The sequence below is a fragment of the Microbacterium sp. ABRD28 genome, from assembly GCF_003850245.1.
Classification (GTDB): Bacteria; Actinomycetota; Actinomycetes; order Actinomycetales; family Microbacteriaceae; genus Microbacterium.
In genome coordinates this window covers 842,448-859,660 of sequence record NZ_CP031015.1, presented here as the reverse complement: position 1 = coordinate 859,660, position 17,213 = coordinate 842,448, and the positions used below count along the sequence as shown (strand labels likewise).

Below are 17,213 nucleotides of genomic sequence, written 5' to 3'. Positions count from 1 at the left end.
CGGGTGACGAGCGACACCGCACCCGCGGGCGCATCCCCGCGCGGGCGACGGGGACGGCCGGGGAACGATCGCGAGCAGGTCCTCGCCGTCGCCGTCGCGCTCTTCATCGAGAAGGGGTATGACGCGACCTCGGTCACCGACCTCGCCGACCGCCTGGGTGTGACCAAATCGGCGCTGTACCACCACTTCTCCTCGAAGGACGAACTGCTCGGCCTGGCCCTCGACGACGCCCTCACCGCCCTGGAGGGCGTCTTCGACGAACCGGCCGCCGAGGCGGGCGCGCAGCTCGAGCGGGTGATCCGGGGCGCCGTGGGCGTCCTCGTGCAGAAGCTCCCCGAGGTGACGCTGCTGCTACGCGTCCGCGGCAACAGCCCGGTCGAGCACGCGGCGCTCGAGCGCCGCCGGGCGTTCGACCACCGGGTGACCGAGGTCGTCACCCGCGCACAGGACGAGGGGATGCTGCGCCCCGACGTCGATGCCGCCGTCGCCACCCGTCTGGTGTTCGGCATGGTCAACTCCCTCACCGAGTGGTACCGCCCGGGCGGCGCTCTCGATGCGGATTCCCTGGCCGACGCGGTCCTTGCGACGGCCCTCGAGGGCCTGCGCCCCCGCCACCCCTGACGTCCTCGCGCTCCGCCCGGTCAGGGGGACGTGAGCACCGCCGCGACCGAGGGCAGGGCCTGAGGCTGGAGCCGGTAGTACGCCCACGTTCCACGCTGCGAGCGGGAGAGGAACCCGGCACGGGTCAGCACCTTGAGGTGATGGGACACGGTGGGCTGGGCGAGGCCGAGCGGTTCGATGAGATCGCACACGCAGGCCTCCTGGTCGGGCGAGGACGCCACGATCGACAGAAGCCGAAGTCTCGCCGGATCAGCAAGCGCCTTCAGCTGCGATGCCAGGCGCTCGGCGTCGTCGGGTCCCATCGGCTCGCGCGTCAGAGGCGCGCAGCAGACCGTGGTCGACGTGTCGATGAGCGGCAGAGCGGTGGGCATGCATCGATGCTAATCGATATTGACAACCATCGATATACCCTTCCATACTGAATCGACGTTCATCGATATGGAAGGTTTCGGGATGACGCTCCTCGACCTCGCCCCGCGCACGCGCACGACGCCGCGCCTGGCCACCCTCCCCGTCGCCATCATCGGTGCCGGCCCGATCGGGCTCGCCGCTGCGGCCCACCTGGCCGAACGCGGCATCGCGTTCGACGTCTACGAAGCCGGGCCCGCACCCGCAGCCGGCGTTCGACTCTGGGGGCACACCCGCCTGTTCTCTCCGTGGCGCCACCTCATCGACCCGACGGCGCAGCGTCTGCTCGAACGCCACGGCTGGACGGCTCCCGCCGACCTCGACGCCGCCCCGACCGGTCACGAACTGGCCGACCTGTTGCTGGAGCCGCTCGCCGCGCTCGACGAGATCTCCCCGCACGTGCACTACGGCACCCGGGTGACCGCGGTCACCCGCGAGGGCATGGACCGCACGCGGACCGCCGGCCGCGCCGACAGCCCCTTCCTCCTTCGCATCGACCGCGGCGGTGAGATCCTCGACCTCACCGCACGCGCCGTGATCGACGCCTCGGGCACGTACACGACCCCGAACCCGCTCGCCTCCTCCGGCCTCGACCCCCTCGGCGCAGCCGAGGTCTCCGACCGCATCCTGCACGCCCTCCCCGACGTCGCCGGCCGGGATCGCGCTCGTTTCGCCGGCCGCGACGTCACGGTCGTGGGCGCCGGGCACTCCGCGGCGAACACCCTCATCGCCCTCGCGGCCCTGGCCGACGAGGAGCCCGGCACCCGCGTGACGTGGCTCATCCGCAACGCCGGCGCCGTCCGCGTCACCACCTCCCCCGACGACGAGCTCACCGACCGCGCCCGTCTCGGCTCGCGGGTCGACACGCTCGTCGACAGTGGTCGCATCCGCCGCGTCGACTCGTTCGAGATCTCGCGGGCCGCTCGCCACGACGGCGGGATCCGCCTGATCGGCACCCGCCGCGGCGAACCTGCGCACCACGACACCGACCTCGTCGTCGCCGCGACCGGGTTCCGTCCCGACCTCGACATGCTCCGCGAGATCCGCCTCGACCTCGACGAGATCGTCGAAGCACCCGCTCGTCTCGCCCCGCTCATCGATCCGAACGTCCACACGTGCGGCACGGTCGAGCCCCACGGATTCGCCGAGCTGCGGCATCCCGAACCCGGCTTCTTCCTCGCAGGCATGAAGTCCTACGGCCGTGCGCCGACGTTCCTCCTCGCGACCGGCTACGAGCAGGTGCGCTCGATCGTGGCCTGGCTCGCCGGCGACATGGCCGCGGCGACCACGGTGGCCCTCACCCTGCCGTCGACCGGCGTCTGCTCGACCGACCTCGGAGGTTCGTGCTGCTGATGGTCTCGGTTCGGGCGATGACAGCGGAGGACTGGCCGCGCGTCGAGGCGATCCTCGCCGAGGGCATCGCGGAGGGCGAAGCCACCTTCGAGAGCACGGTTCCCTCATGGGAGCAGTTCGACGCGGGCAAGGTCGCGCACCCCCGCCTCGTCGCAGAACTCGACGGCCGGGTGGTCGGGTGGGTGGCCGCGTCGCGCGTCTCCTCGCGCGAGGTGTACCGGGGCGTCATCGAGCATTCGGTGTACGTCGACGCGCGCGCCCGGGGTCGCGGAATCGGCGCCGCTCTGCTCCGGGCGTTCCTGGATGCCGCCGATGAGGCCGGGTTCTGGACGGTGCAGTCGAGCATCTTCCCCGAGAACACCGCGAGCCTGCATCTGCACGAGCGCGCCGGATTCCGGGTCGTCGGCACCCGCGAGCGCATCGCACGGTCGACGAACGGTCCGCACGCCGGCCAGTGGCGGTCGACGGTGTTCCTCGAGCGCCGTTCGCGCCGCAACGGCCGCTGAACGTCGCTCGCGACATCCCTCTCGCCTCCGCCCTCGCCGTCGCCGCCCGGCGGCGCATAGACTGCCGTCTATGAGTGCGGGGACGGATGACGCGGGGCTGGCCCTGCTCGCCGACCCCACCCGCGCCCGCATCCTCCGGATGATGCGCGACAGTGCCGACGGGCGCGTCCTCGTCGGGCGGCTGGCCGAGGCGCTGCGCCTGCGCCAACCCACGGTCAGCCACCACATGGCCGCCCTCCACGCCGAAGGCATCGTCCGCCGGGAGAAAGACGGCAGGCGAGTCTGGTACTCCCTCGAACCGGCGCACGAGGAGCGCGTGAGCGCCCTCCTGGGCCCGGCGCCGGAAGCATCGGGCGAGGCCGACCTGTCCCGCGTCATCGACGACCTGACGGCCCGCTATCGCGGGGTGTTCAGCCCCGAGACCGTGACCCGCTACGTCACCGACAGCCACCGCATGCTCACCGCGGCCGGGCGGCCGGCGCTCGAAGCCTCGCGCACGGCCGCGTTCGCGGCATCCCGGCTCGACGACCTGACCCGCATCGAGGGCCGCGCACCCGACCGACCCTCCGTCCTGTTCGTGTGCGTTCAGAACGCCGGTCGTTCGCAGATCGCGGCCGGAATCCTCCGCCAGCTCGCCGGCGACCGGGTCGTCGTCCGGACGGCGGGATCCGCGCCCGCGGCGGATGTGCGCTCCTCGATCGTCCACGCCCTCGACGAGATCGGCGTGCCGCTCGGCGGGGAGTTTCCGAAGCCTCTGAGCGACGAGGCGGTGCGGGCCGCGGACTGGGTCATCACGATGGGATGCGGCGACGCCTGCCCGGTCTACCCCGGGCGCCGCTATCTCGACTGGGAGATCGAAGATCCGGTCGGCAAGCCCGCCGCCACCGTTCGACGCATCCGGGATGACATCGAATCCCGTGTGCGCGGCCTGCTCGCCGAACTCCCGGTGTCCGCCGCCTAGGCAATTGATAGATGAGGGTCTATGCTTTTCTCATCCACGAGAAAGGGAGGACCGGATGTCCGACAAGCCCACCGTCCTGTTCGTCTGCGTCCACAACGCCGGAAGGTCGCAGATGGCGGCCGGATTCCTCCGCGAGCTGGGAGGCGATCGCGTCGAGGTGCTCTCGGCCGGGTCCGCGCCGAAGGATCAGATCAACCCCGTCGCCGTCGAGGCGATGGCCGAAGAGGGCATCGACATCGCCGGTCAGCAGCCGAAGGTGCTCACCGTCGAGGCCGTGAAGGAATCCGACGTCGTCATCACGATGGGCTGCGGCGACGCGTGCCCGATCTTCCCCGGCAAGCGCTACGAGGATTGGGAGCTCGAAGACCCGGCCGGTCAGGGCATCGACGCCGTCCGTCGCATCCGCGACGACATCCGCGGCCGGATCGAGAACCTGCTCTCCGAACTCACTCCCGCAGGCGCGTCATGAGCGTCGCATCCGGGATGCACGGGCTGCTGTCCAACGAAGCGGTCCTCCACCGCGCCGCACAGCGCCTCGCGCAGAGCTTCACCGGCATGGTGAACGAAGAGACCGTCGAACGGGTGGTCTTCGAGTCGTACGCGGCGCTCGCGCGGACGGCGACGGTGTCCAGCCACCTTCCGAGCGTCACGGAGAAATTCGCCCGCGACCGGCTGACGGCGCTCGCGCAGTCGAAGGGCCTCATCGCGAAGCCGGTTCCGGAGATCCTGTACGTCTGCGTGCAGAACTCCGGACGATCGCAGATGGCGGCGGCCCTCACCCGCCACCTGGCCGGCGAACGTGTGCACGTGCGGTCGGCCGGCTCTCAGCCGGCCGCCGAGATCAACGCGCAGGTCGTCACCGTGCTGGCCGAGATCGGCGTCGAGGTCGGTGACGAATTCCCCAAACCCCTGACCGACGATGTCGTGCGCGCCGCCGACGCGGTGGTGACGATGGGATGCGGCGACGCCTGTCCCCTGTATCCGGGCAAACGGTACCTGGACTGGCAGCTCGCCGACCCGGCCGAACTCGACCTGGACGGCGTTCGCCGGGTGCGCGACGATGTCCGCGCGCACGTCGAGCAGCTGCTCGGCGAGCTCGTCCCCGGCCTCGCGGCGACCCCGTCGTGACCACCGGACTGCCCGACACCGCACCCGGTCCCGCTCCGACGGTCGACGGCGCGCGCCCTGCCGTAGGGCGGCGCGCGCTGGCCGAGTTCCTCGGCACGGGACTGCTGGTCGCCGTCGTCGTGGGCTCGGGCATCGCGGCGCAGCGGCTCTCGGATGACGTCGGGCTCCAGCTGCTGGAGAATTCCTTCGCGACCGCGCTCGGCCTCGGTGCCCTCATCCTGCTGTTCGCACCGGTCTCGGGCGCGCACTTCAATCCCGTGGTCTCGCTCACCGATGCACTCCTCGGCCGCGCGGATCGCTCCGGCCTGAGCCCCCGCACACTCGGCGTCTACCTGGTCGCGCAGGCAGCCGGCGGAATCGGGGGCGCGCTCCTGGCGAACGCGATGTTCGACGTCCAGACCTCGATCTCCGCCACCGACCGGGCCACCCCCGCGACCCTCCTCGCGGAGGTCGTCGCGACGGCGGGCCTGGTGTTGCTCATCGCCGGGCTGACCAGGACGCAACGGACCATCCCCGTGATCGCGACGGCGGTCGGCGCCTACATCGGAGCGGCGTACTGGTTCACCAGCTCGACGTCCTTCGCCAATCCGGCGGTCACCCTCGGGCGCATCTTCACCGACACGTTCGCGGGCATCGCGCCGGTGTCGGCGATGTGGTTCGTCGGCGCTCAGCTCGTAGGCGCCGCGGTGGCGATGGGCCTCGTCGTGCTGCTCTTCCCCGCCGCCGCAGAGAACGCGCCCGCTTCCCCTCGGGCGTAGAGCGTCATCCCCTCCGCGGCATCGAGGTCGATCGGGGCGAACGTGCGATGGGCCCGATCCTTTACGCCTCCTGGCAACGATCGTCCAGTGCTTTACCCGGCGTTCTGCACACGCCAAGGTGGGATGGTGCCTTCTGCAGACGATCTCGGCGCCTGGGTGGCGCAGCAACGCTGGTATGCGGGAAAGAGCCATGAGCCCCGCTTCCGGCTCCTCGACACCCAGTCGGCGCCCCACGCGACCCGCTACCTGCTGATGGATGACGCCGGCGCCCGCCCCGTGCTCTACCACGTGCCCGTCTCGAGCGTGCCGACGGCGCCCGATACTCCTGCGCTCATCGCGCGCACGGCCGAGGGCTGCGAGATCGATGCGGCGCAGCATCCGCCGTTCGCGATCGCCACCCTCGAAGCCATGGGCGTCGATGTCAGCCGGGTCACCGGCAGCCGTGTGCTCACCGGCGAGCAGTCCAACACCTCGATCGTCTTCGACGAGGACGGTCAGCCCACCATCATCCTGAAGCTGTTCCGCACCCTGCACGACGGGGAGAATCCGGATGTCACGGTGCAGCGCGCCCTGAGCGCCGCCGGTTCGCCCTTCGTCCCGAAGTTCCTCGGCAGCGTCGACGCGGAATGGCCCGACAGCGGGCTCGACAGCGGCGTCGCGCACGGCACGCTCGGCTTCGCGCAGGAGTTCCTCCCCGGTGTCCGCGACGGATGGGCCATCGCCCTGGAAGCCGCCCGCGAGGGTCGTGACTTCACCGCTGCCGCACGCGACCTCGGGCTCGCCGTCGCGGGCGTGCACGGCGCGCTCGGGCGGACGCTCGGCACCGCCGACGGGGGCGCGGAGGCGGTCGCCGCCGCCGAGGTCACGTGGCGTCGACGGCTCATGCTCGCCGTCGCCGAGGTGCCCGCCGTCGCCGATCGTGCCGCCGCGATCGAGGCGGTCTACGAAGCCGCGCTCGCGCGCCCGTGGCCGCGGCTGCAGCGGATCCACGGCGACCTGCACCTCGGGCAGGTGCTCGCCGTCCCCGGCGCCGGATGGCGCATCGTCGACTTCGAGGGCGAGCCGCTGCGACCGATGCACGAGCGCGCGGTGCCCGACCTTCCGGCCCGCGATGTCGCGGGCATGCTCCGCTCCTTCGATTACGCCGGCGCGGTCGGCGGAGCAGTGGATGCCGCGGGGTGGGCCGCCGCCTGCCGCGCCGCCTTCGTCGAGGCCTACGCCGGAGCCGACGGCTCGGTGGGCCTGGACCCGGTGATCCTGCGAGCGCTCGTGCTCGACAAGGCCGTGTACGAATCGATCTACGAGGCGCGCAACCGCCCCACCTGGCTGCCGGTGCCGCTGGCCGGCATCGACGCCGCGCTCGCGGGCTGACGGCCCGGCCGCGTCATCCGATCAGAGCCTCATCCGATCGGGCCCTCGTCCTCGTCGGGCTCACCGGGCTCGAGGAGGAGGAACACCGCGCCGTAGGCGGGCAGCGACACGGTGAAGCTCTGCAGGTCGTCGACGTGGCCGATCACCTCGCCGCTCGCGGCGTCGCGCACCTCCGACCGACGCACGAGCTGCTTCGAGCGCACCGTTCCCTCGACCGGCTCACCGGCGAAGTTCAGCACCGTCACCTGCAGCGGCGCATCGGGATCGTGCGCGCCGTCGTCGAGTCGGTGCACGAGCACGAGCATCCCGTGGTGGGCGACCTCGGGGACGTCGACCTGCGTCGCGGTGGCGATGCCGTGCCGGCGACGCAGCTCGATGATCTGCGACAGCCGCGAGGCGAAGGACTCCTCGTCGGTGAACTGCGCCGGAAGCGATCCGTACAGCGAGCGCCCGCGGGGCATACCGGCCGCGGAGCGGGTCGCCTGCGGATCGACGTCGAGGAGGTCGTGCGCGCCCCGCTCGATCCAGCGCGTGTCGCCGGAGGAGATGAGGTCGGCGACCTGCGTCGCCGGGACCGTCAGCATGCCGACGAGGTCCCAGCCCGAGAGGGCGAAGACTCCGGGCTGCCAGGCGTTGTAGGCGCACAGCAGCAGGTGGGCGTCGCGGATCGCGGGGATGTCGGCGTCGGTGATGTCATCGAGCCGCGTCGCGCCGCGGGCGGCGGCGATGAGCGAGGTCGTCGTGCAGGCGATGCCGTTCTGGGTGAACACGCGGTTGAAGTCGGCCGTACCGGTGAGACTCTCGGTGAGCTCGGCGCGGACGATCTCGGCGAGCTCGCTGCCGCTCACCTCCCGCCCGCGGAACCGGTATTCCTCGTCGGCGTGCCGGGTCGCCCAGTGGACGAGCTCGTAGGTGAGCTCGTCGTGGTTCTGCAGGCCGTGCACCAGCTGCACCGGTTGCACCCCGAGCTCGAGGGAGGAGGTGAGGGCGAGGCGCAGGAAGTCGGTGCGCCCCGTCGCCAGCGCGTGGTGGTAACCGGGGCGTCCGATGAAGTCGTAGGAGAGGTCGGCGCCCACCGCGCCGGTGTCGCGGATGTCTTCGATGGTGAGGTTCAGCTCCTGGAAGGTGAACCCGCCGACCTTGCGCACCATGCCGGCGATGATGTGGTTCGCCGCATGCGAGAGCGGGTGACCCTCCGACCAGGCGGGGAGTCCCTCGGTGCTCTTCTCCACCCCGAGGAAGCCGTTGGCGTCCAGGCGCAGGGCGCTCGTGCCGAGCTCGCCGAGCGAGTGCAGGGCGTCGCCGATCACGAGGCGCATCCCCGCGAAGGTGGGGTCGAGCCAGTTGATCGAGGGCTGGCCCTGCTTGAAGTAGTGCAGGTAGACCCACCGGCGCGTGACGCCGTCCGGCCCGAGCACCGGCGCCGTCGCGCTCCAGTTGGTCTCCTTCACCCCCGGGGTGTAGAAGATGACGCGCTGCAGCGCACCGATGATGTAGCCGCGCTCGGCGAGCTCGTGCTCGGTCGCGGGGTCGAGATTGACGCTGTCGACGTCGCCCGGGACGTCGGGGAGGAGCGCCCAGTCCTCCTCGAGGATCTCGACCATGTGGTAGATGCCGGGGTAGTCCTTGAACCCCATCTCGGCCAGGCGGAAGTCGGCGCCCTTCCCGGTGTGACCCGGCACGATGTCGTCGATGATGCTGCCGCCGTGGGTGTCGGCGACGTCGCAGAGCGCGCGGAATTCGTCCTCGGTGCCGAACGCCGAGTCGATCGCCGTGCTGATGCGGTCGAAGTGGCCGTCGACGCTCGGGGTCTCGAGCCACCCGGCGATGCCGCCGGCGCGCTTGACCGGACCGGTGTGTATGGCGGTGATGCCGACCCGTTCGAACGCCGACCACAGGGCGTCGTCGCCGAGCGCGGCGAGGAACGACTGGCCGGGCCGCGTGATGAGCGAGATCGGGTAGGCGGTGAACCACACGTCGCTCGTCGCGATCGCGCGCCGCGCATCGGGGCGGGCGTAGGGGTTGCGCCACATCGACGGCTGCCCCGACAGCTGCCGGGCCAGCACGTCGGCATCCTTCAGCATCGACTGGCGCACCAGCCACTCGACGTACGACGGGTTCGTGCCGTTCGCGGTGCGGGGGTCGGTCGTGACCCGGCGCACGCGGCCGCCGCCGCGCAGGTGGTCGCGGGGCCGCAGCCGGCGCGGACGGGCGGGATACCGCTGCTCGTCGTAGCTGATCTCGGGGGTCTCGGGATCAGAGGTGTCGTTGTCGAGTTCTTGGAGGAGGGGGAGGTCGATAGGGCCGGTGTAGAGCTCCTCCGGCCGATACTCGTCGCGCGCCATCCTTCGACCGTACGTACTCGACGACTCGGATGCGACCTCTGGCGTGTCGTGCTGCGGACGGGTAGGGGTCAGCGCACCGCGGTGGTCACGGTTGCGAGGTGGGTGAGGACGTCGTAGCTGACCGATCCCAGGACGAAGCGGCGGAACGCGCCGCGGCCGTGGGTGCCGACGACGACCAGCCGCGCCGTCGCCGCGTGGCGATTGATCATCTCTGCCGGGTAGCCGCGCTCCGCGCGCGCGACGATCTCGAGGTCGGGATAACGACTGCGGAGCCCCGCGAGGGCGATCGACAACGTCTCCTCGGTGAGCGCCTGCATGTTCTGCAGGTACTGCTCGGGGTACGTGCCGCGGTTGCCCGGCGCGGGAAGCGGGACCCACGCGCCGATCGCGATGAGCGGCTCGCCGAGACGGTCGGCTTCGGCGGCCGCCCAGGAGACGGCGTGCTCCGAGGTCTCAGAACCGTCGACGCCGACGACCACTCCGCGGCGCTCTCCGAGATCGAAATCGGGGACGACGACCACCGGGCACGGCGCGGCCGAGACGATGCGGAAGCCGTGTGGGCCCCGCGTGGCTCCGGCCCGGGGGCCGCGGTGGTCGCTGCCGATCACCAGCAGCGCGGCGCCCTCGGCGGCGGCGATGAGCTTCTCGGTCGGGTTGCCGCGTTCGACGACCACCTCGACCTCGACTCCGGCGGCGCGCAGGCCCGCCGCGGTCGCTTCGGCCCGGTCCCGCATCTCGGTGAGAAGGCGGTCGACGAGGGCATCCTCGCCGACGACACCCACCGCGCCGCCCAGGATCGAGACCAGCCTCAGCCTCTGTCGTCGATCGCGGGCGCGGGACGCCGCCCACGCCACCGCGCGGTCGGCCACGGGCGCGTCGGTCAGGCCGACGGCGATCACCTCGGACATCGTCGTCTCCTCTTCTTCTCGCTCATCCCCTCCCCTCCCCGCGAAGGGGGCTCGGGAGTCAGGACAGGAGTTTCGCCTTCGCGGCGGTGAACTCCTCGTCGGTGAGCACGCCGCTCTGCTTGAGCGCGGCGAGCTGCTGCAGGCGGGCGATCATGTCATCGCCTCCGCCGGCGGCCGGAGCGGATGCCGCGGGGGCGGCCTGCGGCATCTGTGCGGCGACCGCGGCCTGCGCCGCCGCATCGAGCTGCGCCTGCTGCTGGGCAGCCTGGTACTGCTCCTGCTCGTACTGCGCCTGCGCCTTGCGCTCCCGCGAGCCCTGCATCGAGCCGCTTACGGCCGAGGCGGTTCCCGCGACCACGGCGGTGCGCGCGGCGAGGCCCAGCAGGCCCGGGCGTCCCATGCGTCGGAACGGCATGTCAGTTCTCCTCTGCGTCGATCATGTCGGCCACGGCGTTGACGACCGGGGCGGGGATACGCTCGGCCGTGAGCACCGTGCCGCCGCTCTGCGCCACCTTCTCGGCGAGCGCACGCACGTAGGTCATCTCCAGTGCCACGAGCACGGCCGAGCTGCCGGGCGCGATGAGCTCGGCGAGTTCATCGATGTCCTCCGACGCGGTCAGGCCCGCGGCGAACAGCTCGATGCCGTCGATACCGAGGGCGTTCTGCTCTTCGACCTCGATCATCTCGATGTCGCCTTCGGCGGACTTGCGCAGGACGACCAGGTCGAGCAGGCGCACGACGCCCGACTCGATGATCTCGCGCAGCGCCGCCACGGCGTCGGGGTGCGGCCGATCGCTGTCGAAGCCGACCAGATACAGCTCCACCGGCCCGTACCGGAACTCGACCATCGGGTGTCCTCTCTCGTCGCGCCGGGGCGCGCGGCATTCAGCGACACACGGCCCTCGGGATCACCGCCATCCTCTCGCGGAGCGGGTGCCGGGCGCCATCCTCAGATTCCGGGTGCGGCGTCGACGTCGCCTGAGAGAACGGGGAGCGATCTGCCTCCGTTGGGCCCGCGACATCCCGCCGAGGGCAGGATGTATGCATGCGTATCGACAAACTCGCGATCTCGAGCCCCGACATCCCCGACCTGGGAGACGTTCCCGAGCGCTTCTCGGCCGACGGCGGCAACGACGTGCCGCGGTTGGAGATCACCGGGGTGCCGGAGGGGACTCGCGAGGTGGTCGTGATCTCGCACGACCCCGACGCGCCGCTGCCGAACGGCTTCACGCACTGGGTGCTCTACGGCCTGCCGCCGGTGGACCAGACCGTCGACACCGCCGCCGCGGCCACGGGCCCCAACGACGCGGGAAAGACCGGATGGTACGGACCGCAGCCTCCGCAGGGGCACGGCCGTCACCACTACTACTTCTGGGTGTACGCGCTCGACCGTGAGGTGACGGGCACACCCCGTCGCGAGGAGTTCCTGCGCGATTACGCCGACGCCGTCATCGAGCAGAACCGGTTCGTCGGGCACTTCCAGCGCTGAGGCGGCTCCCACTCCGGCCGCTCAGACGAGCGGCTCGTCGTGGATCGCGGAGCTGAGGGCGGTGCCGTTGAGGTCGAGGTAGAGCTGGCGCTCGGTCACCGACAGGGTCACGGTGTTGCGCCGGGCGAGGGCTGCGACGGCGGCGTCGATGAAGCCCGGGTCGAAGCTGTGCAGCACGATGTCGTCGGCGCGGTGGATCGTCTTGCCCGCCACTCCCGCCCGCACCTTCGCCGGATCACGGTGGGTGTACACGGTGGTGCGGTCGGCGAGCTTGCTGCCGAAGTGCAGGCGCCCGGCGTCAGGCGCCCCGACTTCGATCCACGCCGTGATGCGACCGGTCGCGTCGCGGATCAGCACGGCGGGTTCCTCGGTGGACGAGATCCCGCCGCTGAAGGCGACGCCCTCTTCGTACTCGAGCAGGTAGGCCAGCACCCGGGTGACCATGTACGCGTCGGTCTCGGACGGATGACGCGCTGCGCGCACCGTCACCTCGTCGTAGACACCGCGATCGACATCCGCCAGCTGCACCTCGAAGGTGTGCATCACTGCGCCGGCGGCCATGGTCGTCAAGCCTACGGTGCGGGCACGCCTGCACCGAGCGGTCGCGCGCGACGACTCGTGGGGAGCGGTCGCGCGCGTCGGGCTCAGATGGCGCGGGCGTAGGAGCGGGCCGGCACGCGGCCGTACCCGTCGGTGACGGTGAGCGAGACCGCGCCGGCGATGGCGGCGACGGCGGTGGCAGCGAGGAGCGCGAGGAAGACGACCATGGTCGGACCTTTCAGACAGTGAACGTCGATGTACGACGAGCCCCGTTGCTCTTACTCGACCCTCCTATCCTCGGTCCGTCGACCTTTCAGCACAAGCGCACAGTTCTGCAATGTCACTGTAGCTTTTCTTCATGGATGTGCGACGACTGGACCTTCTTCGCGAGCTGGCGGAACGCGGCAGCATCACCGCCGTCGCCGCCGCCACCCACCGCACCCCGTCGGCGGTCTCGCAGCAGCTCAAGGTGCTCGAGCGCGAGGCGGGCCTCCCCCTCACCGAGCGCGTCGGGCGCGGCATCCAGCTCACCAGCGCCGGCCACGCGCTGGCTCGCAGCGCCGGAGAGGTGGCCGTCGCACTCGAGCGCGCCACCGCCCTCTGGGACGAGTTCCGCAATCACCCGAGCGGCGAGGTCCGCCTGGCCACCTTCCCCTCGGCGGGCCAGGTGCTGCTGCCGGGCGTCCTGCAGGAGGTGTCGCGCACCCCCGGGCTGATCCTGTCGTGCGCGGACGGGGACCACGAGCTCTTGGACTTCCCCTCGCTGACCGCTGACTACGACATCGTGCTGGCCCACTCCCTGCGCGGTGCGCGTGCCTGGGGTGGGCGGGGGCTTCGGGTGGTCCCGCTCATGACCGAGGCACTCGACATCGCCCTCCCGGCCGATCACCGGCTCGCGGGCCGCAGTTACCTCACCGCCGCCGACGTCGTCGACGAACCGTGGATCGGGGTGCCCATCGGGTTCCCGTTCGAACGCATCCTCCACGACATCGAGGAGGCCGCGGGACGAAGGGCGACGATCTTCCAGCGCATCAGCGATCTGCGGATGGTCGAAGCGTTCGTCGCCGCGGGCTTCGGAGTCTCCCTCATCCCCCGGTCCACCTCGGGCGGGATCGACCCGGGACGGGTGATCCTCAAGCCCTTGCGCGGGGTGGATTCCGAGCGAGACATCGTCGCACTGCTGCGTCCCGACACCGCCGAGCGCCTCGCGGTGCGCACCGTCCTCTCCATCCTCCAGGCGAAGGCCGCCGAGATCGAGGCGGCCCACGCGGCATCCTGACTCCCCCCGGATCGAGATCGCTAAGGTCGATGCTGTGACCGACCCGCTCGCCCGACACACCGACTACGGCGCCGAAAGTCTGAATGAATCGGATGTCGCGGACGATCCGATCGTGCAGTTCGCAGCCTGGGTGGAGGATGCCGCGGCGCGCGGTGTCTACGAGCCGAACGCGATGGTGCTCGGCACCGTCGACCCCGACGGCACACCGTCGAGTCGGACCGTGCTGCTGCGCGCCGTGGATGCCGACGGCTTCGTGTTCTACACCGACCGGTCGTCGAGGAAGGGGCGGGCACTCGCGGCTCATCCCGTGGCGACCCTCCTCTTCCCCTGGTACACGCTGCACCGGCAGGTGAACGTCACCGGCGAGGTGGCGGCTGTCGACGACGCGGAGTCGGACGCCTATTGGGCTTCGCGGCCGCATGGGTCGCGCGTGGCGGGGACGGCGAGCGCGCAGTCGCAGCCGATCGGGTCGCGCGCCGAGCTCGACGCGCGCGTGGCGGAGGTCGAGGCGGCCTTCCCCGAGGGGCGCGAAGTGCCCCGTCCCGCGCGCTGGGGCGGCTACCGGCTGCGTCCTCGACGGATCGAGTTCTGGCAGGGCCGCACGTCGCGCCTGCACGACCGGCTGGTGTTCACCCGTGACGAATCCCTGGGTGACTGGAGCGTCGAACGACTGCAGCCATAGCGCCGGCGCCGGCGGCACGTCTGCCGGCCGGGCGGACCGATCGCTCACTCGAGCTGACGCGACCCCGGACGCGAGGACCTCAGGAGTTGATCTGCTGCACGACGTCGTCGGCTGACTCTTCGATCGCCCTGCGGAGCCGGTCGTAGTCGTCGGAGTCGATGGCCTTGCTGATGCGCTTGTCGGAGCGGACCAGGGCCTTCTCGACGCGATCGGCCCACGTGTCGTCGACGACGGCGATCACGGCTGATGTGCCGGGACTGAGGTACTCGTCGACGTCGACGCCGAACTGCTTCTCCTCGCGGTTCTTCTTGATCTTCCCCAGGATCGCTCCGATTCCCGCGCCCACCGCCGTGGCGGCGAGCAGGGGTGGAGCGAACAGGCCCACCACGACTCCCGCACCGGCGCCGATGGCCGCACCTCGGCCGACCGACTTGTCGCCATGCTCTTTGACCTGGACTTTGCCGTCTTCGTCACGGGTGAGCACCACGGCACCGATGATCTCGTACCCCCCGGAGTCCTGACCGCTCCGCAGCGCCTGATAGTCCTCCGATGCTTGCGCGGTGTCGTCATACGATCCGACGACCAGTGCGAGGTTCTTCGTGCTCATCGCTTCTCCTTCGATCGATCTCCGAGGCAGCCGACCACCGACCGGTGGTGTGGCGCCGAGGACGAAGCGACGCTACGACCCGTCCGGCGCCGTCGCCTCACCCTCGGAGGATGAAGTCGCGGAACCGACGACGGAGGCTGCCCTTCCAGCATATTTTGCAGTCTCTGCATTGTTTTCTGCAGTTCGTATGGATTAATCTGCAGTCACTGCACATTAAAGACAGGAAGGCAGGTTGCCATGTCAGAAGCGGATGGCGCCGGCGCGCAGCCGGCGGTCCTCAGGGCGAGATCCTTGACCCGGACGTATGGGAAGGGGGAGTCGGCGTTCACCGCGCTGCGCGGTGTCGATCTGAGCGTGGAACGCGGCCGCTCGGTCGCGATCGTCGGGAAGTCGGGGTCGGGCAAGTCGACGCTGATGCACCTGCTGGCGCTCCTGGACAAACCGACCACCGGTGATGTCGAGGTGGAAGGCCGTCCCGCCTCACGGTTGCGGGCGGGTGAGCTGAACCCGCTGCGCAACAAGACGTTCGGGTTCGTGTTCCAGCAGTTCTTCCTCACCGCCGGCCAGACGGTGTTCGAGAACGTGAGCCTGCCGCTCGTGATCGCCGGAATGCCCGCGGCCGAGCGGCGCGAGCGCACGATGGCCTCTCTCGAGGCGCTCGGCCTGGCCGACAAGGCCAAGAACCGCGCCAACGACCTGTCGGGCGGACAGAAGCAGCGCGTGGTGATCGCCCGGGCCCTCGTGAACGACCCGTCAGTGATCTTCGCCGACGAGCCCACCGGCAACCTGGATACCGCCACGGGGGCCCAGGTCGAGGACATCTTGTTCGGTCTTCAGCGTGATCGCGGCATCACCCTCGTCGTGGTCACCCACGACCCCGACCTCGCCGCGCGCTGCGACAGCGCCGTGACGATCGCCGACGGACAGATCGTCGCCCGAACGGGGGTGGCGGCATGAAGACCACCGACATCGTGAGGATGGCGTCGAAGAATGCTTTCCGCAGCAAGCTGCGCACCACCCTCACCGTTCTGAGCCTCTTCGTCGGCGCCTTCACGCTGACCCTCACCACCGCCCTCGGGGCCGGCGTGAACGACTACGTCGAACGCCAGGTGGCCACGCTCAGCGACGGCGACATCCTGCTCGTCAGTCCCGCGGCCACCGTCGACACCGGCGACGGCCCGACCGAGTACGACCCCGATGGCCGCCAGCAGGGCGCCGCCGGCAACCCGCTGACATCCGGCACCCTGCTCAACAGCGACGACATCGACGCGATCGAGCAGATCGACGGCGTCCGCAACGTCGAAGCGATCAGCGGGGTGACCGTCGACTGGATCGCCGAGTCGGACTCCTCCTCCGACACGCGCTACGAGATCGACATCAACCCGACATCCTCCATCGGCCAGAGTGACCTCGTCGCCGGCGAACAGCTCGATCAGGAAAGCTCGCAAGATCAGATCGTGCTGCCCGAGGAGTTCGTCGACGCGCTGGGCTTCAGTACCGCCGAGGAGTCGATCGGCGAGACCGTGACCCTCGGCTACACCGACGCGGCACAGCAGGAACAGGAGGTGACGGCCACCGTCGTGGGCGTCGCTCGCGAGAGCCTCTTCGCCGCGGGCGCCGGCGCCAACTCGGCGCTCACGACGGTCATCGCCGATGCCCAGTCGGCGGACGGAGCCCCCGACGCGTGGCCGCTCGCGGTCGCGCAGCTCCAGCCGGAGGACGGCGAGACCGTTACGGCGGAGGAGATTCAGCGGGTGAAGGACGACCTCGCCGACGCAGACCTCGCCGGGCAGACGATCGAAGATCAGCTGGGCATCGTCCAGACCATCATCAACGGCATCATCGGGGTGCTCAACGCCTTCGCGGTGGTCGCGCTCGTCGCGGCATCCTTCGGCATCATCAACACCCTGCTGATGAGCGTGCAGGAACGAACCCGCGAGATCGGCCTCATGAAGGCCATGGGCATGTCCAACGCCCGGGTCTTCACCCTGTTCAGCCTCGAGGCTGTCTTCATCGGATTCCTCGGCTCGGTGATCGGCGCCGTGGTTGCGATCGGACTGGGCTCGGTGCTGTCCGTCGCCCTCGCCGACACCGTGCTCTCCGCGCTCCCCGGACTGCAGATCCTTCTGTTCACCCCTGCGAACGTGATCGGCGTCATCGTCATCATCATGCTCATCGCGTTCCTCTCCGGCGTGCTCCCCGCCCGCCGAGCCGCCAGGCAGGACCCCATCGAGTCGCTTCGGTACGAGTGACCAAG

The 17,213-nt window shown here is 70.5% G+C and carries 21 protein-coding genes; 13 read left to right on the top strand and 8 right to left on the bottom strand.

What is annotated here, in order from left to right; all coding sequences use genetic code 11:
- Nucleotides 1-3: 3 nt before the first annotated feature.
- Nucleotides 4-621: a TetR/AcrR family transcriptional regulator gene (locus DT073_RS04315; protein WP_124292271.1), complete on the top strand. Its 618-nt coding sequence runs from the start codon at nt 4-6 to the stop codon at nt 619-621.
- Nucleotides 622-641: 20 nt separating this feature from the next.
- Here DT073_RS04315 and DT073_RS04310 read toward each other — a convergent pair whose 3' ends face one another.
- Nucleotides 642-992: an ArsR/SmtB family transcription factor gene (locus tag DT073_RS04310; RefSeq protein ID WP_124292270.1), complete on the bottom strand. Its 351-nt coding sequence runs from the start codon at nt 990-992 to the stop codon at nt 642-644.
- 82 nt (nt 993-1,074) lie between these two features.
- On the opposite strand from DT073_RS04310, the gene DT073_RS04305 reads away from it, so the two are divergent.
- The 7 genes from DT073_RS04305 to DT073_RS04275 all read left to right on the top strand — a co-directional run bounded on the left by DT073_RS04305 (nt 1,075) and on the right by DT073_RS04275 (nt 7,106).
- Nucleotides 1,075-2,382 carry an NAD(P)-binding domain-containing protein gene (locus DT073_RS04305; protein ID WP_124292269.1) on the top strand — a complete coding sequence of 436 codons (1,308 nt, stop codon included), beginning with the start codon at nt 1,075-1,077 and terminating at the stop codon, nt 2,380-2,382.
- Between the two features lie 17 nt (nt 2,383-2,399).
- A complete protein-coding gene (locus tag DT073_RS04300) occupies nt 2,400-2,888 on the top strand; it encodes a GNAT family N-acetyltransferase (RefSeq protein WP_240638763.1) in 489 nt (162 codons plus the stop codon).
- Between the two features lie 70 nt (nt 2,889-2,958).
- The gene (locus DT073_RS04295) at nt 2,959-3,849 is read left to right on the top strand and encodes a metalloregulator ArsR/SmtB family transcription factor (RefSeq protein ID WP_124292268.1); all 891 of its coding nucleotides are present in this window, start codon (nt 2,959-2,961) and stop codon (nt 3,847-3,849) included.
- A 55-nt stretch (nt 3,850-3,904) separates the two neighbouring features.
- Nucleotides 3,905-4,318 (top strand): arsenate reductase ArsC, encoded by a 414-nt coding sequence (locus DT073_RS04290; protein WP_124292267.1) that lies wholly within the window; start codon nt 3,905-3,907, stop codon nt 4,316-4,318.
- Nucleotides 4,315-4,977, top strand: coding sequence for an arsenate reductase ArsC (locus DT073_RS04285; protein WP_124292266.1), 663 nt, complete (start codon nt 4,315-4,317; stop codon nt 4,975-4,977). The genes DT073_RS04290 and DT073_RS04285 overlap by 4 nt, the downstream gene beginning before the upstream one ends.
- 77 nt (nt 4,978-5,054) lie before the next feature.
- Entirely contained in the window at nt 5,055-5,735 is a 681-nt protein-coding gene (locus DT073_RS04280) for an aquaporin (protein ID WP_276310454.1), read from the top strand.
- A gap of 126 nt (nt 5,736-5,861) precedes the next feature.
- The gene (locus tag DT073_RS04275) at nt 5,862-7,106 is read left to right on the top strand and encodes a phosphotransferase (RefSeq protein ID WP_124292264.1); all 1,245 of its coding nucleotides are present in this window, start codon (nt 5,862-5,864) and stop codon (nt 7,104-7,106) included.
- 29 nt (nt 7,107-7,135) lie between these two features.
- Here the strand turns inward: DT073_RS04275 and treS are convergent, their stop codons facing one another.
- The 4 genes from treS to DT073_RS04255 form a co-directional block, all read right to left on the bottom strand.
- The gene (gene treS, locus DT073_RS04270; RefSeq protein ID WP_124292263.1) at nt 7,136-9,451 is read right to left on the bottom strand and encodes a maltose alpha-D-glucosyltransferase; all 2,316 of its coding nucleotides are present in this window, start codon (nt 9,449-9,451) and stop codon (nt 7,136-7,138) included.
- A gap of 68 nt (nt 9,452-9,519) precedes the next feature.
- Nucleotides 9,520-10,359: a universal stress protein gene (locus tag DT073_RS04265; protein WP_124292262.1), complete on the bottom strand. Its 840-nt coding sequence runs from the start codon at nt 10,357-10,359 to the stop codon at nt 9,520-9,522.
- 58 nt (nt 10,360-10,417) lie between these two features.
- Nucleotides 10,418-10,774, bottom strand: a complete 357-nt coding sequence (locus DT073_RS04260; protein ID WP_124292261.1) for an SHOCT domain-containing protein — start codon at nt 10,772-10,774, stop codon at nt 10,418-10,420.
- 1 nt (nt 10,775) lies between these two features.
- Nucleotides 10,776-11,207, bottom strand: a complete 432-nt coding sequence (locus DT073_RS04255; RefSeq protein WP_124292260.1) for a DUF6325 family protein — start codon at nt 11,205-11,207, stop codon at nt 10,776-10,778.
- 197 nt (nt 11,208-11,404) lie between these two features.
- Between DT073_RS04255 and DT073_RS04250 the strand changes: the two genes are divergently transcribed.
- A complete protein-coding gene (locus DT073_RS04250; protein ID WP_124292259.1) occupies nt 11,405-11,848 on the top strand; it encodes a YbhB/YbcL family Raf kinase inhibitor-like protein in 444 nt (147 codons plus the stop codon).
- Between the two features lie 21 nt (nt 11,849-11,869).
- Here the strand turns inward: DT073_RS04250 and DT073_RS04245 are convergent, their stop codons facing one another.
- Nucleotides 11,870-12,409 (bottom strand): YaeQ family protein, encoded by a 540-nt coding sequence (locus DT073_RS04245; protein WP_124292258.1) that lies wholly within the window; start codon nt 12,407-12,409, stop codon nt 11,870-11,872.
- An 83-nt stretch (nt 12,410-12,492) separates the two neighbouring features.
- Nucleotides 12,493-12,615 carry a hypothetical protein gene (locus DT073_RS16140; RefSeq protein WP_276310444.1) on the bottom strand — a complete coding sequence of 41 codons (123 nt, stop codon included), beginning with the start codon at nt 12,613-12,615 and terminating at the stop codon, nt 12,493-12,495.
- Between the two features lie 131 nt (nt 12,616-12,746).
- Between DT073_RS16140 and DT073_RS04240 the strand changes: the two genes are divergently transcribed.
- Both DT073_RS04240 and pdxH read left to right on the top strand, forming a co-directional pair.
- Nucleotides 12,747-13,667: a LysR family transcriptional regulator gene (locus DT073_RS04240; protein WP_124292257.1), complete on the top strand. Its 921-nt coding sequence runs from the start codon at nt 12,747-12,749 to the stop codon at nt 13,665-13,667.
- Nucleotides 13,668-13,701: 34 nt separating this feature from the next.
- Nucleotides 13,702-14,349, top strand: a complete 648-nt coding sequence (gene pdxH / locus DT073_RS04235; RefSeq protein ID WP_124292256.1) for a pyridoxamine 5'-phosphate oxidase — start codon at nt 13,702-13,704, stop codon at nt 14,347-14,349.
- 79 nt (nt 14,350-14,428) lie between these two features.
- Here pdxH and DT073_RS04230 read toward each other — a convergent pair whose 3' ends face one another.
- Complete coding sequence (locus DT073_RS04230; protein WP_124292255.1) at nt 14,429-14,956, bottom strand: DUF1269 domain-containing protein; 528 nt, start codon at nt 14,954-14,956, stop codon at nt 14,429-14,431.
- A 237-nt stretch (nt 14,957-15,193) separates the two neighbouring features.
- Between DT073_RS04230 and DT073_RS04225 the strand changes: the two genes are divergently transcribed.
- Both DT073_RS04225 and DT073_RS04220 read left to right on the top strand, forming a co-directional pair.
- Entirely contained in the window at nt 15,194-15,913 is a 720-nt protein-coding gene (locus DT073_RS04225) for an ABC transporter ATP-binding protein (RefSeq protein WP_124292254.1), read from the top strand.
- Nucleotides 15,910-17,208 carry an ABC transporter permease gene (locus DT073_RS04220; RefSeq protein ID WP_124292253.1) on the top strand — a complete coding sequence of 433 codons (1,299 nt, stop codon included), beginning with the start codon at nt 15,910-15,912 and terminating at the stop codon, nt 17,206-17,208. The genes DT073_RS04225 and DT073_RS04220 overlap by 4 nt, the downstream gene beginning before the upstream one ends.
- The last annotated feature ends 5 nt before the right edge of the window (nt 17,209-17,213 follow it).

Bases quoted from the DNA above. Each gene is read 5' to 3' on its own strand.
- DT073_RS04310 (WP_124292270.1), bottom strand. From the start codon at position 992: ATGCCCACCGCTCTGCCGCTCATCGACACGTCGACCACGGTCTGCTGC.
- DT073_RS04305 (WP_124292269.1), top strand. From the start codon at position 1,075: ATGACGCTCCTCGACCTCGCCCCGCGCACGCGCACGACGCCGCGCCTG.
- DT073_RS04300 (WP_240638763.1), top strand. From the start codon at position 2,400: ATGACAGCGGAGGACTGGCCGCGCGTCGAGGCGATCCTCGCCGAGGGC.
- DT073_RS04295 (WP_124292268.1), top strand. From the start codon at position 2,959: ATGAGTGCGGGGACGGATGACGCGGGGCTGGCCCTGCTCGCCGACCCC.
- DT073_RS04290 (WP_124292267.1), top strand. From the start codon at position 3,905: ATGTCCGACAAGCCCACCGTCCTGTTCGTCTGCGTCCACAACGCCGGA.
- DT073_RS04285 (WP_124292266.1), top strand. From the start codon at position 4,315: ATGAGCGTCGCATCCGGGATGCACGGGCTGCTGTCCAACGAAGCGGTC.
- treS (WP_124292263.1), bottom strand. From the start codon at position 9,451: ATGGCGCGCGACGAGTATCGGCCGGAGGAGCTCTACACCGGCCCTATC.
- DT073_RS04265 (WP_124292262.1), bottom strand. From the start codon at position 10,359: ATGTCCGAGGTGATCGCCGTCGGCCTGACCGACGCGCCCGTGGCCGAC.
- DT073_RS04260 (WP_124292261.1), bottom strand. From the start codon at position 10,774: ATGCCGTTCCGACGCATGGGACGCCCGGGCCTGCTGGGCCTCGCCGCG.
- DT073_RS04255 (WP_124292260.1), bottom strand. From the start codon at position 11,207: ATGGTCGAGTTCCGGTACGGGCCGGTGGAGCTGTATCTGGTCGGCTTC.
- DT073_RS04250 (WP_124292259.1), top strand. From the start codon at position 11,405: ATGCGTATCGACAAACTCGCGATCTCGAGCCCCGACATCCCCGACCTG.
- DT073_RS04245 (WP_124292258.1), bottom strand. From the start codon at position 12,409: ATGGCCGCCGGCGCAGTGATGCACACCTTCGAGGTGCAGCTGGCGGAT.
- DT073_RS16140 (WP_276310444.1), bottom strand. From the start codon at position 12,615: ATGGTCGTCTTCCTCGCGCTCCTCGCTGCCACCGCCGTCGCCGCCATC.
- DT073_RS04240 (WP_124292257.1), top strand. From the start codon at position 12,747: ATGGATGTGCGACGACTGGACCTTCTTCGCGAGCTGGCGGAACGCGGC.
- DT073_RS04230 (WP_124292255.1), bottom strand. From the start codon at position 14,956: ATGAGCACGAAGAACCTCGCACTGGTCGTCGGATCGTATGACGACACC.
- DT073_RS04225 (WP_124292254.1), top strand. From the start codon at position 15,194: ATGTCAGAAGCGGATGGCGCCGGCGCGCAGCCGGCGGTCCTCAGGGCG.
- DT073_RS04220 (WP_124292253.1), top strand. From the start codon at position 15,910: ATGAAGACCACCGACATCGTGAGGATGGCGTCGAAGAATGCTTTCCGC.